Consider the following 14,669-nt stretch of genomic DNA (forward strand, 5'->3'; position numbering starts at 1 on the left):
ATCTTGGAGAGGAGGGCCTTGAGGCCGTCGATGCGCTCCTCGTCCTCGTGGAGGACGAACGAGAGGTACGGCTCGGAGGACTGGTCGGCGATCGTGTAGACGGCGCACCAGGTGGCGAGCGTGGGGACCGTCATCTGTGCCATGAGGGCCAGGGTCTGGTCGCGGTCGAGCGTACCGGCGAGGAGGTCGGAGGCTTCGACGAGGAAGGAGAGCGAGCCGCGGCGCAGGCGCTCCAGCTCGCCCAGGCGGGCGGACTCGACGGCGAGTGCGATGCGGTCGGCGGCGAACTGCAGGCGCAGGGCCTCTTCGTTCGAGTAGCGGCCGGGGGCTTCGGCGGCGACGCCGAGGGAGCCGGTGAGGCGGCCCTCGACCTTGAGGGGGACGGTGACGACGGAGCGCATGCCGGTGCCGTTGAGGAGGGGGACGGCTCCTGGGACGGCGGTGAGGTCATCGTGGACGGCGGGCATGCGGGCGGAGCCGTAGCGGCCCGTCCCGGCTTCGACGGGGACGCGGGCGAAGCGCTGGCGGGCGGACGGGAGGCCGGTGGTGGCCCGTACCTCCAGCTCGGTCTCGTCGTCGGTGGCGAGCAGCAGGAACGCGGAGTCGGCGTCCAGCATGTCGCGGGAGCGCTCGACGGTGCGCTGGAGGAGCCCGTCGAGGTCGTCGGGGGCGGGGGAGCCGATGAAGACCTCGAAGGGGTCCGTGGTGCGGCCCTCGGAGAGCGAGCCCTTGGCGGTGTCGCCGGGGGTGCGCTGGGGGGACTGCAGGACCGCGCGCTCGAAGTCGCGTACGAGGAGACAGACGGTCGAGGGCTCGCCGGAGGTGTCCCGTACGCGCAGGTGGGAGGCGTAGACGGGGACCGTGCGGCCGTCGGCGGCGCGGACGCCGTAGCTGCCTTCCCAGCGGGAGAGCTGGAGGGCGTCCGCGATGCCGGTGGCGATGCCGGGGGTGTGCGGCCAGGCGGCGAAGTCGGTGAGCTGCTTGCCGGTGACCTGGTCGGCGTCGTACCCGAAGAGCTCCTCCGCGTCCTCGTTCCAGGCGTTGATGGCGCCGGAGCGGTCGATCTGGACGACGGCGACGCGGATGCGGCCGTCGGCGACCGGGAGGTGTTCGACGGGGAGGACGGGGCCGGCCGAGCGGATGCCGACCGGGCGTTCGGGGAGGTCGAGCTGGAACCAGACGTGTTTGTGGGTGGGCGCGTAGTCGACTCCCCAGCGGGAGGCGAGGGCCGCGCACAACAGCAGGCCGCGTCCGCCTTCGCGGTCGGGGCTGCCGAAGGACTGGGCCGTTCCCTGGAGCGGGACGTCGCGCTCGGGGTAGCGGTCGCCGACCTCTACGCGGACGCCCTCGTCCGTACGCAGGCAGAGCACGTCGGCCGTGGTGCCGGCGTGCACCACGGCGTTCGTCACGAGCTCGCTGGTGAGGACGACGGCGTCGTCCACGATGTCCGTATAACCCCAGCCCTGGAGTGTGTCCCTGACAAAGGCGCGGGCGGTCGCGACGGACCGTCCCACGGGGTCGAAGCTGGCAGCCGCCCGCGCGGTGATCACAGAACTCCTCGTACGCGTCTCGACGCCCGGCTCTGCCATGATCGGCCCGCCCCTCCGGTGCCTGGTGGTGGATCTCGCGTCACCGCCCCCGCCGGGCGGACCGGGGCGGCTGGACAGCCGGAAGCCAGGTTACTTACCTTCCATGTCCGAGCGGATGCCGGTCACCAGTGTTTCCGCCCCCGGAGTCCGGGGAGGGGTGTGCGAAGCTGCCGAACTGTTATGGCCTGGTTCGGCCATGGTGAAACACTGGGAAGGCTTCGGGCGAAGCTCGATGAGTACGGTCGACCCCTGCGGGAGGGACACGGTGGAGTCTGGCGCAGCCGCGCGGAGCACCAGCACGCGCGCAAAAGGCGGACGGTCCCGGAACAATGGGACAACCGAAGTGGACACAGCGGCCCTGAACAGGCTGCTGCAGGCCCTTGTGACGATGCGGGACGGCAATTTCCGTAAACGCCTGACGGTGTCGGGCGACGGGGTGATGGCCGAGATCGCCGCCGTCTTCAACGAGGTCGCCGACCGCAATCTGCATCTGACCGGTGAGATCGCCCGAGTACGGCGGATGGTCGGACGTGAGGGGAAGCTGGCCGAGAGGCTGGAGACGGGGGCCTGCGAGGGCTCGTGGGCGACCGCGATCGACGCGTCGAACGCGCTGGTCGACGACCTGGCGCGGCCGGTTTCCGAGGTCGGCCGGGTGCTGTCCGCGGTGGCGGACGGCGACCTGGACCAGCGGATGGAACTGCGGTCCCTGAGCGCCGAGGGTGGGGAGGGCGCGGGGCATCCGCTGCGGGGCGAGTTCCTGAAGGTCGGGCGTACGGTCAACAACCTGGTCGACCAGTTGTCGGCGTTCACGGACGAGGTGACGCGTGTCGCCCTCGAAGTGGGTACCGAGGGCAAACTGGGTGGTCAGGCCCAGGTGCGCGGTATGTCCGGTTCATGGAAAGACCTGACGGATTCCGTCAACACCATGGCGTACCGGCTCACGGCCCAGGTCCGTGACATTGCTCTCGTCACGACGGCGGTCGCCAAGGGTGATCTGTCACGCAAGGTCACCGTGCATGTGGCCGGCGAGATGCTCCAGCTGAAGAACACCGTCAACACGATGGTCGACCAGCTGTCGTCGTTCTCCTCCGAGGTGACCCGCGTGGCGCGCGAGGTCGGTACGGAGGGCGAGCTGGGCGGCCAGGCGCAGGTGCCCGGGGTGGCGGGCGTCTGGAAGGACCTGACGGACTCGGTCAACCTGATGGCGGGGAACCTGACCGCCCAGGTGCGCGGGATCGCGGAGGTGACCACGGCGGTCGCCAACGGTGATCTGTCGCGGAAGGTCACCGTGAGCGCGCGCGGCGAGGTCGCGCAGCTCGCCGAGACGATCAACCAGATGACGGAGACGCTGCGTACCTTCGCCGACGAGGTCACGCGGGTGGCGAGCGAGGTCGGTGGCGAGGGTCTGCTCGGTGGGCAGGCGCAGGTGCCGGGCGCGGCGGGCACGTGGAAGGACCTGACGGACTCCGTCAACACGGTGTTCCGGAACCTCACGACGCAGGTGCGGGACATCGCGCAGGTCACTACGGCGGTGGCCAACGGCGACATGACGCAGAAGGTCACCGTCGACGTCGCGGGCGAGATGCTGGAGCTGAAGAACACCGTCAACACGATGGTGGACCAGCTCCAGTCCTTCGGTTCCGAAGTGACCCGCGTGGCGCGAGAGGTCGGCGTAGAGGGTCTGCTGGGAGGCCAGGCGCAGGTGCCGGGCGCGGCGGGCACGTGGAAGGACCTGACGGACTCCGTCAACACGGCCTTCCGCAACCTGACCGGCCAGGTGCGCAACATCGCGCAGGTCACCACGGCGGTCGCCAACGGCGATCTGTCGCAGAAGGTCACGGTGGACGTCTCCGGCGAGATGCTGGAGCTGAAGAACACCGTCAACACCATGGTCGACCAGCTGTCGTCGTTCGCCGACCAGGTGACGCGGATGGCGCGCGACGTGGGTACGGAGGGCCGCCTCGGCGGTCAGGCGCGGGTGGACGGCGTCAGCGGTACGTGGAAGGAGCTCACGGACTCCGTCAACTTCATGGCGGGGAACCTGACGTCGCAGGTGCGCCAGATCGCCCAGGTGACGACGGCGGTGGCGCGCGGCGACCTGTCGCAGAAGATCGACGTGGACGCCCGGGGCGAGATCCTGGAGCTGAAGAACACCATCAACACGATGGTCGACCAGCTCTCCTCCTTCGCCGACCAGGTGACGCGGGTGGCCCGCGAGGTGGGTACGGACGGCCGGCTCGGCGGCCAGGCGCAGGTGCCGGGTGTGGCCGGTGTGTGGCGGGACCTGACCGACTCGGTCAACGGCATGGCCGGCAACCTCACCGCCCAGGTCCGCAACATCGCCCAGGTCGCGACGGCGGTGGCGCGCGGCGACCTGTCGCAGAAGATCGACGTGGACGCGCGCGGCGAGATCCTGGAGCTGAAGAACACCCTCAACACGATGGTCGACCAGCTGTCGAACTTCGCCGAGCAGGTGACCCGGGTGGCCCGCGAGGTGGGCACCGAGGGCATGCTGGGCGGCCAGGCCGAGGTGCAGGGCGTCAGCGGTACGTGGAAGGACCTCACCCAGTCCGTCAACTCCATGGCGAACAACCTGACGTCGCAGGTGCGCAACATCGCCGAGGTCACGACGGCGGTCGCCAAGGGCGACCTGTCGAAGAAGATCACGGTCGACGCCAAGGGCGAGATCCTGGAGCTGGTGACCACCGTCAACACGATGGTCGACCAGCTGTCGTCGTTCGCCGACGAGGTGACCAGGGTCGCTCGCGAGGTGGGTACCGAGGGCATCCTGGGCGGCCAGGCGCGCGTACGCGGCGTCACCGGCATCTGGAAGGACCTCAGCGACAACGTCAACCTGATGGCCAACAACCTGACGTCGCAGGTGCGGAACATCTCGCAGGTGTCGGCGGCGGTCGCCAACGGCGACCTGACGAAGAAGGTGACGGTCGAGGCGCGCGGCGAGGTCGCGCAGCTCGCCGACACCGTCAACACCATGGTGACGACGCTGTCGTCGTTCGCCGACGAGGTCACGCGTGTGGCCCGTGAGGTGGGTACGGAAGGGGAACTGGGCGGCCAGGCGCGGGTCCCCGGTGTCTCCGGTACGTGGAAGGACCTCACCGAGTCGGTGAACTCGATGGCGTCCAACCTGACCGGCCAGGTCCGCCAGATCGCGATGGTCACGACGGCCATCGCCAAGGGCGACCTGACCAAGAAGATCGACATCGACGCGCGCGGTGAGATCCTGGAGCTCAAGACCACCATCAACACGATGGTCGACCAGCTCTCCTCCTTCGCCGACCAGGTGACGCGGGTCGCACGCGAGGTGGGCACCGAGGGGATCCTGGGCGGCCAGGCGCGCGTACGCGACGTGGACGGCACCTGGCGCGACCTGACGGAATCCGTGAACGAGATGGCCGGGAACCTGACCCGGCAGGTGCGCGCCATCGCGGCCGTCGCCACCGCGGTGACCCGCGGCGACCTCAATCTCAAGATCGACGTCGACGCCGCGGGCGAGATCCAGGTCCTCCAGGACAACATCAACACGATGATCGCGAACCTGCGCGACACCACCCTGGCCAACAAGGAGCAGGACTGGCTCAAGGGCAACCTGGCCCGCATCTCGGGTCTGATGCAGGGCCGCCGCGATCTCGACGACGTGGCATCGCTGATCATGAGCGAGCTGACCCCGGTCGTCTCGGCGCAGCACGGCGCGTTCTTCCTGGCGCTGACGACGCGCGGCACGAGCGAGGTGGGCGCGGACGAGGACAGCCCGTACGAGCTGCGCATGCGCGGCAGCTACGGCTACTCGGCGGGCTCCATGCCGACGTCCTTCAAGCCCGGTGAGACGCTCATCGGTACGGCGGCGGAGGAGAAGCGCACGATCCTGGTGGACAACGTGCCGCCCGGCTACCTGAAGATCTCCTCCGGTCTCGGAGAGGCGCCACCCGCGCATGTGATCGTGCTGCCGGTGCTCTTCGAGGGGAAGGTCCTCGGGGTGATCGAGCTGGCGTCGTTCCAGCCCTTCACCCAGATCCAGAAGGACTTCCTCAACCAGATCGCCGAGATGATCGCGACGAGCGTCAACACCATCAGCGTCAACACGAAGACCGAGGTGCTGCTGGAGCAGTCGCAGGAGCTGACCGAGCAGCTGCGGGAGCGGTCGGCGGAGCTGGAGAACCGGCAGAAGGCGCTCCAGGAGTCCAACGCCGAACTGGAGGAGAAGGCCGAGCTGCTGGCCCAGCAGAACCGCGACATCGAGGTGAAGAACACCGAGATCGAGGAGGCCCGGCAGGTCCTGGAGGAGCGCGCCGAGCAGCTGGCGGTCTCGATGCGCTACAAGTCCGAGTTCCTGGCGAACATGTCGCACGAGCTGCGCACGCCGCTCAACTCGCTGCTCATCCTCGCGAAGCTGCTCGCCGACAACGCGGACGCGAACCTCTCCCCGAAGCAGGTGGAGTTCGCGGAGACGATCCACGGGGCGGGTTCCGACCTGCTCCAGCTGATCAACGACATCCTCGACCTGTCGAAGGTCGAGGCGGGCAAGATGGACGTCAGCCCGACGCGGATCGCGCTGGTCCAGCTCGTCGACTACGTGGAGGCGACCTTCCGGCCGCTCACCGCGGAGAAGGGACTGGACTTCTCCGTACGGGTGTCCCCGGAGCTGCCCGCGACGCTGCACACGGACGAGCAGCGGCTCCTCCAGGTCCTGCGCAACCTGCTCTCCAACGCGGTCAAGTTCACCGACAGCGGGGCCGTGGAGCTGGTCATCCGGCCGGCGAAGACCGACGTGCCGAACGCCATCCGCGAGCAGTTGCTGGAGGCCGGTTCACTGCGGGACGTGGACGCCGATCTGATCGCCTTCTCGGTGACCGACACGGGCATCGGGATCGCGGCCAGCAAGATGCGGGTGATCTTCGAGGCGTTCAAGCAGGCCGACGGGACGACCAGCAGGAAGTACGGAGGCACCGGCCTCGGTCTGTCGATCAGCCGGGAGATCGCCAGGCTGCTGGGCGGCGAGATCCACGCGGCGAGCGAGCCGGGCCGCGGTTCGACGTTCACGCTGTACCTGCCGCTGCACCCCAGTGAACTGCCGCCGCAGGGCTACCCGCAGCTCACGCCGGGCGCGATGGAGCCGCTGCGCGGGAGCGCCCCGGACGACGACCGGTCGGCCGACGCGCCGCCGGCCGATCACGGGCCGGCCAGGCTTCCCTCGGACCCGCAGAGCGGTCCCTCCGGGCTGTTCCGGCGCCGGCGCAGGGCGGTGGCCGGCGGGGACCAGCGGACGGCGCTGCCGGGGCAGACGGCAGGTCAGGCGGGGGCGTCCGACGAAAACGGCCGGCCGGGACGGTCCGGTCAGGCCGACGAGCCGTCGGGGGCGGCGCAGGAGTCGTGGGCCTCGGGCGGCCAGGAGACGGCGACGCCGCAGCCGCGTCGCGGGATCATGTTCTCCCAGGAGAAGGTGCTGATCGTCGACGACGACATCCGTAACGTCTTCGCCCTCACCAGCGTCCTGGAGCAGCACGGACTGTCCGTGCTGTACGCGGAGAACGGCCGGGAGGGCATCGAAGTCCTGGAGCAGCACGACGATGTGACGGTCGTACTGATGGACATCATGATGCCGGAGATGGACGGCTACGCGACGACGACGGCGATCCGCAGGATGCCGCAGTTCGCGGGGCTCCCGATCATCGCGTTGACGGCGAAGGCGATGAAGGGCGACCGGGAGAAGGCCATCGAGTCCGGAGCTTCCGACTATGTGACGAAGCCGGTCGATCCCGACCACCTGCTCTCGGTGATGGATCAGTGGATGCGGGGGGAGTGACCGTAGGCTGGAGGAAACCGGCGGGTTGCCGACCGGCTGTGGCCGAAGGCGTGTGAGCGCGCGGTATTCGGGGAACCTTCTGGTCTCCCACCGCGTTTCTCCTACGTGCACAGTGACATCGCGGTGACAGGGTGTGGCGACAGGCGGGGTGCGGCTACCATGACCGGCACAAGGACGGGCGACGCAAGAGAGTCGTCCCCTGGGGCGGCGCCCGGTGCACTGCCGGGGCGAGGAGGGCGGGCCATGGTGCAGAAGGCCAAGATCCTCCTGGTCGATGACCGGCCGGAGAATCTGTTGGCGCTGGAGGCCATCCTCTCTGCGCTCGATCAGACACTGGTACGGGCATCGTCAGGGGAGGAAGCGCTCAAAGCGCTGCTGACGGACGATTTCGCAGTCATCCTGCTGGATGTCCAGATGCCGGGGATGGACGGTTTCGAGACCGCCGCGCACATCAAGCGGCGAGAGCGGACCCGGGACATCCCGATCATCTTTCTCACCGCCATCAACCACGGCCCGCACCACACCTTCCGGGGTTACGCGGCCGGCGCGGTGGACTACATCTCCAAGCCGTTCGACCCGTGGGTGCTGCGCGCCAAGGTCTCGGTCTTCGTCGAGCTGTACATGAAGAACTGCCAACTGCGCGAGCAGGCGGCGCTGCTGCGCCTCCAGCTGGAGGGCGGGGGCCAGACGGGTTCCGTGGGCGACACCAAGGAGCCCGCCGGACTCCTCGCCGAACTCTCCGCGCGGCTCGCCGCCGTCGAGGAGCAGGCCGAGGCGCTCTCCAAGCAGCTGGACGACGAGTCCGCGGACGCCGCGGCCGTGGCCACGGCCGCGCACCTGGAGCGCAAGCTCACCGGTCTGCGCCGGGCGCTCGACGCGCTCGAGCCGGGGACCAGCGGCGCGACGCCCCCGTTCCCGTCGCAGCACTGAACGAGGGCACCGGCCGGGCGCTGCGGGCGCGGTGAGGCGGCGTCAGTTTCCCGCCTCCCGAGGCACGACACGAACGGGTGAAGCGGTGGGCACACGTGTCCGTCGCGTCCCGCACCGGTAACCTCACCACCATGGCCTCACGTACGTCCGGCAAGGGTTCCCAGGGCACGGCGGGCACCGCGAAGGCGCGCGCCGGGCGTACCACCGGCGCCGCGAAGAAAGCGGCGCCCGTCAAGAAGTCCGCCGTCGCGGCGAAGAAGGCCGTGCCCGTGAAGAGGGCGCCGGTGAAGAAGGCGCCCGTCAAGAAGGCGGCGGCCAGGCCCGCCGCCAAGGCGGCGCCGTCCCCCACCAGCGGCGTGTTCCGGCTCGTGACCGCCCTGTGGCTCGGCCTCGCGCACGGTGTCGGCGCGATGTTCCGCGGCATAGGGCGGGGCGCGAAGGGCCTCGACCCGGCCCACCGCAAGGACGGTGTCGCGCTGCTGCTGCTCGGTCTCGCGCTGATCGTCGCCGCCGGTACGTGGGCGCAACTGCGCGGGCCGGTCGGCGACCTCGTCGAGATGCTGGTGACCGGCGCCTTCGGGCGGCTCGACCTGCTGGTGCCGATACTGCTGGGCGTCGTCGCCGTACGGCTGATCCTGCATCCGGAGAAGCCGGAGGCCAACGGCCGGATCGTCATCGGGCTCTCCGCCCTCGTCGTCGGCGTCCTCGGACAGGTCCACGTCGCCTGTGGAGCGCCGTCCCGCGGTGACGGCATCGAGGGCCTTCAGGACGCCGGAGGACTGATCGGCTGGGCCGCCTCCACACCGCTGATCTTCACGATGGGCAGCGTCCTCGCCGTACCGCTCCTGCTCCTGCTCACCGTCTTCGGCCTGCTCGTCGTCACCGCCACACCCGTCAACGCGGTCCCCGAACGGCTGCGGCAGCTCGGCATCATGCTGGGCATCCTGGCCGCGCCGCCGGGGTACTACGAGGACGACGAGCGGTACGACGAGCAGTGGCGCGAGGCGCTTCCCGCCGGCGCGCGCCGCTCGCCCGCGCGCCGGGCCCCGGCTCCCGCCGAGTACGACGCGGACCTCGTGGAGGAGGAGGCGCTCACCCTGCGCCGCCGGCCGCGCAGGGCCGCCGCGCAGCCCGCTTCCGGGGCGCGGGCCCTGGACGCCGTGGACGTGGCCGCGGCCGCCGCCGCCGCGCTGGACGGCGCCGTACTGAACGGGCTGCCGCCGTCGGCGCTCGTGGCCGATCTGACGCAGGGGGTCTCCACCGAGCGCCCGGCCGCCGTGCCACCGGCGCGCGAGGGCGCCGGGAAGCCGGAACGCACACCGGTGCCCGCGCCCCTGTCCGGATCGGGCTCCGGGGCCGGTTCCGGCGCGGGAACCGCGTCCGGGTCGAAGGTGGCGGATCTGACCAAGGCGCAGCCCGAGGCGTCCCAGCCGCTGCCGCCGCGTGCCGAGCAGCTCCAGCTCGCCGGGGACATCACCTACGCCCTGCCCTCGCTCGACCTGCTGGAGCGCGGCGGCCCCGGCAAGACGCGCAGCGCGGCCAACGACGCCGTGGTCGCCTCGCTGACGACCGTCTTCACGGAGTTCAAGGTCGACGCGGCCGTCACCGGCTTCACCCGGGGCCCGACGGTGACCCGGTACGAGGTGGAGCTGGGGCCGGCCGTCAAGGTCGAGCGGATCACCGCGCTCGCGAAGAACATCGCCTACGCCGTCGCCAGTCCCGACGTACGCATCATCAGCCCCATCCCCGGCAAGTCCGCCGTCGGCATCGAGATTCCCAACACCGACCGCGAGATGGTGAACCTCGGCGACGTACTGCGCCTCGCGGACGCGGCCGAGGACGACCATCCGATGCTCGTCGCGCTCGGCAAGGACGTCGAGGGCGGCTACGTGATGGCCAACCTGGCGAAGATGCCGCACGTCCTGGTCGCGGGCGCCACCGGATCGGGAAAGTCGTCCTGCATCAACTGCCTGATCACCTCGGTCATGGTCCGGGCGACCCCCGAGGACGTGCGGATGGTCCTGGTCGACCCGAAGCGCGTCGAGCTGACGGCGTACGAGGGCATCCCGCACCTGATCACCCCGATCATCACCAACCCGAAGCGGGCCGCCGAGGCGCTCCAGTGGGTCGTGCGGGAGATGGACCTGCGGTACGACGACCTGGCGGCGTACGGCTACCGGCACATCGACGACTTCAACCAGGCCGTGCGGACCGGGAAGATCAAGCCGCCCGAGGGCAGCGAGCGGGAGCTCTCGCCGTACCCGTACCTGCTGGTCATCGTCGACGAGCTGGCGGACCTGATGATGGTGGCGCCGCGTGACGTGGAGGACTCCATCGTCCGCATCACCCAGTTGGCCCGCGCCGCCGGGATCCATCTGGTGCTCGCCACCCAGCGGCCCTCCGTGGACGTCGTCACCGGCCTGATCAAGGCGAACGTGCCCTCGCGGCTCGCGTTCGCGACCTCCTCGCTCGCGGACAGCCGGGTCATCCTGGACCAGCCGGGCGCCGAGAAGCTGATCGGCAAGGGCGACGGCCTCTTCCTGCCGATGGGGGCGAACAAGCCGACCCGTATGCAGGGCGCGTTCGTCACGGAGGACGAGGTCACCGCGATCGTCCAGCACTGCAAGGACCAGATGGCGCCGGTCTTCCGGGAGGACGTCGTCGTCGGGACGGCGAAGAAGAAGGAGATCGACGAGGACATCGGTGACGACCTGGACCTGCTGTGCCAGGCGGCCGAGCTCGTGGTGTCCACGCAGTTCGGCTCGACCTCGATGCTCCAGCGGAAACTGCGTGTCGGCTTCGCGAAGGCGGGCAGGCTGATGGATCTGATGGAGTCGCGGAACATCGTGGGGCCGAGTGAGGGATCGAAGGCGCGCGATGTGCTCGTCAAACCGGATGAATTGGATGAAATGCTCGCTATGATCCGAGGAGATTCTCACCCGTAAGAGAGTGGTGAGCAACCGTTTCCCCGGTTCGTACGTCCAGTTGAGGGGAGGGGGAGGCAGATGGTGTCACCATCAGGCTGTCAGTCAGTTCTGATGGCGTACAAACTCCGCCCTCCCAGTTGCCTCACGCTTTCGTACCCCCCCTAGACTGAACACCCAGCAGGTGGCTCACGCTCGAAAGGCGCCCCCGTGTCCATCGGCAACTCTCCCGAAGACGACAGGCCATCGTTCGAACCTTCAGTCGAAGACGACCGGCCCTCGATCGGACGCGCTCTCCAGCAGGCCCGTGTGGACGCGGGTCTGACGGTCGACGAGGTCAGCGGTTCGACCCGGGTGCGCATCCCCATCGTGCACGCGATCGAGCAGGACGACTTCAGCCGCTGCGGAGGCGACGTCTACGCCCGCGGCCACATCCGCACCCTCGCCCGCGCCGTCGGCCTCGATCCGGACGCCCTGGTCGCCCAGTACGACGACGAGCACGGCGGACGGCCCGCACCCACGCCCGCGGCGCCGCTCTTCGAGGCGGAACGGATCCGCCCGGAGGCCCGCCGCCCCAATTGGACCGCGGCCATGGTCGCCGCGATCGTCGCCGTCGTCGGCTTCGTCGGTTTCACGCTCTTCAACGGCACCGACGGCAGCGGCGGCTCCCGGGACGTAGCGGGTTCCACGCCCGCCACGACCAAGCCGGCCAAGTCCTCCCCGACCAAGCCCGCCGACCCCAAGCCCGACCCGTCGGACAGCGCCATCGCGGCCGTCCCGCAGGATCAGGTGACGGTCGCCCTCACCGCCAAGGACCGCAAGAGCTGGATCTCGGTGAAGGACCACAACGGCCGCCTGCTCTTCGACGGGCTGCTGCTCAAGGGCGAGTCCAAGACCTTCACCGACAAGGAGAAGATCGACCTCGTACTGGGTGACGCCGGCGCGATGCAGCTGTTCGTGAACGGCAAGGAGGTCGGCGACGAGTTCCAGGCCGGCCAGGTCCAGCGGCTGACCTACACCAAGGGCGACCCGGAGGTCGGCTGACCTGGTCGCTTCCGGCCCCGGGGCAGGGCCGGAAGGGCCCGGGGCCGGACCGCGATCAGCGGCCGCCGGCCCCCCGCAACCCCTCGCGGCGGGGGCGTGCGCCGGGACAAAGTAGTCTTGAGTCCATGCCCGAACGCCGCACCGTCGCCCTTGTCACTCTTGGCTGCGCCCGTAACGAGGTGGACTCGGAGGAGCTGGCAGGCCGCTTGGCAGCGGACGGCTGGCAGCTCGTCGAGGACGCCTCGGACGCGGACGTCGCCGTCGTCAACACCTGCGGATTCGTCGAAGCCGCCAAGAAGGACTCCGTCGACGCCCTGCTCGAAGCCAACGATCTGAAGGACCACGGCAAGACCCAGGCCGTCGTCGCCGTGGGCTGCATGGCCGAGCGGTACGGCAAGGAACTCCAGGAAGCGCTGCCCGAGGCCGACGGCGTACTCGGATTCGACGACTACGCCGACATCTCCGACCGCCTCCAGACCATCCTCAACGGCGGCATCCACGCCTCGCACACCCCGCGCGACCGGCGCAAGCTGCTGCCCATCAGCCCCGCCGAGCGCCAGGCCGCCCCCGACGTCGCGCTCCCCGGGCACGCCCAGGACACGCCGCCCGAGGACCTGCCCGACGGCCTCGCGCCGGCCTCGGGTCCGCGCGCGCCGCTGCGCCAGCGCCTGGGGACCAGCCCCGTCGCCTCCGTGAAGCTCGCGTCCGGGTGCGACCGCAGGTGCTCCTTCTGCGCCATCCCGTCGTTCCGCGGCTCGTTCATCTCGCGGCGCCCGTCCGACGTGCTGGGCGAGACGCGCTGGCTGGCCGAGCAGGGCGTGAAGGAGATCATGCTGGTCTCCGAGAACAACACGTCGTACGGCAAGGACCTCGGCGACATCCGGCTCCTGGAGACGCTGCTGCCCGAGCTGGCCGAGGTGGACGGCATCGAGCGCGTACGGGTCAGCTACCTGCAGCCCGCCGAGATGCGGCCGGGGCTGATCGACGTACTGACGTCTACGCCGAAGGTCGCGCCGTACTTCGACCTGTCCTTCCAGCACTCGGCGGCCGGTGTGCTGCGCTCGATGCGGCGCTTCGGCGACACCGACCGCTTCCTCGAACTGCTGGAGACGATCCGCACCAAGGCGCCGCAGGCCGGTGTGCGGTCCAACTTCATCGTCGGGTTCCCCGGCGAGAGCGAGGCGGACCTCGGTGAGCTGGAGCGTTTCCTCACGGGTGCGAGACTGGATGCGATCGGCGTCTTCGGATACTCCGACGAGGAGGGCACCGAGGCCGTCACGTACGACAACAAGCTGGACGCCGAGGTCATCGCCGAGCGGCTCGAGCACATCTCGCGGCTCGCGGACGAGCTGACCAGCCAGCGGGCCGAGGAGCGGCTCGGGGAGACGGTCGAGGTGCTCGTCGAGTCGGTGGACGGTGAGGACGGCGCGGTCGGCCGCGCGGCGCACCAGGCGCCAGAGACGGACGGCCAGGTGCTGTTCACTTCGGCCGAGGGGCTGTCCGTGGGGCGTATGGTCGCCGCGAAGGTGATCGCCACCGAGGGTGTGGATCTGGTGGCGGAGTACAGCGAGCTGCTGGGAGGCGACCCCCAGACCCCCGACGAGGAGGCAGGCAGATGACCGGAGTCCCGGCATCCGCTGCCGGTGGAACCGGCGCGAAGCCGGCGCCCGGCGGCAAGCTGGGCGCTGCGGCCGTCAATCAGGCCAGCCTGTGGAACATCGCCAACCTCCTGACCATGATGCGGCTGGTCCTGGTGCCCGGCTTCGTGGTGCTGATGCTCCAGGACGGCGGGTACGACCCGGCCTGGCGCGCCTGGGCGTGGGCGGCGTTCGCCGTCGCGATGATCACGGACATCTTCGACGGGCACCTCGCCCGTACGTACAACCTGGTCACCGACTTCGGGAAGATCGCCGACCCGATCGCCGACAAGGCGATCATGGGCGCGGCGCTGCTCTGTCTGTCGGCGCTCGGGGATCTGCCCTGGTGGGTCACGGGCGTGATCCTGTTCCGGGAGCTCGGCATCACCGTGCTGCGCTTCTGGGTGATCAGGCACGGGGTCATTCCGGCCAGCCGCGGCGGCAAGATGAAGACGCTCATGCAGGGTGTGGCGGTCGGGATGTACGTGCTCGCGCTCACCGGCCCGCTCGCGACGCTGCGGTTCTGGGTGATGGCGGCGGCGGTCGTGCTGACGGTGGTGACCGGGCTCGACTATGTGCGCCAGGCGATCGTGCTGCGGCGGGCCGGCATCGCGGCGGAGTCGTCGCGGTGACGGGCGGGGCCGTGGAGGACGTAAGAGGCGCCGGAGGCTGGCTCTTATACACATCTCCGAGCCCACGAGACTAGCGCTCATCTCGTATGCCG

At 69.9% G+C, this 14,669-nt stretch carries 7 protein-coding genes; 6 read left to right on the plus strand and 1 reads right to left on the minus strand.

The features are described 5' to 3' along the window. A partial coding sequence (locus E2E34_RS20865; RefSeq protein ID WP_138903448.1) for a PAS domain S-box protein occupies positions 1-1,589 on the minus strand: 1,589 nt, incomplete at its 3' end. A 265-nt stretch (positions 1,590-1,854) separates the two neighbouring features. Between E2E34_RS20865 and E2E34_RS20870 the strand changes: the two genes are divergently transcribed. The 6 genes from E2E34_RS20870 (at position 1,855) to pgsA (ending at position 14,577) form a co-directional block, all read left to right on the plus strand. Further along, positions 1,855-7,410 carry a HAMP domain-containing protein gene (locus E2E34_RS20870; RefSeq protein WP_208765294.1) on the plus strand — a complete coding sequence of 1,852 codons (5,556 nt, stop codon included), beginning with the start codon at positions 1,855-1,857 and terminating at the stop codon, positions 7,408-7,410. Between the two features lie 243 nt (positions 7,411-7,653). Then, complete coding sequence (locus E2E34_RS20875) at positions 7,654-8,340, plus strand: response regulator (RefSeq protein WP_138903450.1); 687 nt, start codon at positions 7,654-7,656, stop codon at positions 8,338-8,340. Positions 8,341-8,471: 131 nt separating this feature from the next. Next, the gene (locus tag E2E34_RS20880) at positions 8,472-11,285 is read left to right on the plus strand and encodes a DNA translocase FtsK (RefSeq protein WP_138903451.1); all 2,814 of its coding nucleotides are present in this window, start codon (positions 8,472-8,474) and stop codon (positions 11,283-11,285) included. Between the two features lie 189 nt (positions 11,286-11,474). Continuing rightward, positions 11,475-12,308 (plus strand): helix-turn-helix domain-containing protein, encoded by an 834-nt coding sequence (locus tag E2E34_RS20885; RefSeq protein WP_138903452.1) that lies wholly within the window; start codon positions 11,475-11,477, stop codon positions 12,306-12,308. Between the two features lie 125 nt (positions 12,309-12,433). Beyond that, complete coding sequence (rimO, locus tag E2E34_RS20890; protein WP_138903453.1) at positions 12,434-13,927, plus strand: 30S ribosomal protein S12 methylthiotransferase RimO; 1,494 nt, start codon at positions 12,434-12,436, stop codon at positions 13,925-13,927. Beyond that, entirely contained in the window at positions 13,924-14,577 is a 654-nt protein-coding gene (gene pgsA, locus E2E34_RS20895; protein WP_138903454.1) for a CDP-diacylglycerol--glycerol-3-phosphate 3-phosphatidyltransferase, read from the plus strand. Before rimO ends, pgsA begins: the two co-directional genes overlap by 4 nt. Positions 14,578-14,669: the final 92 nt, after the last annotated feature.

This window comes from Streptomyces albidochromogenes (assembly GCF_005981925.1).
Taxonomy (GTDB): domain Bacteria; phylum Actinomycetota; class Actinomycetes; order Streptomycetales; family Streptomycetaceae; genus Streptomyces; species Streptomyces albidochromogenes.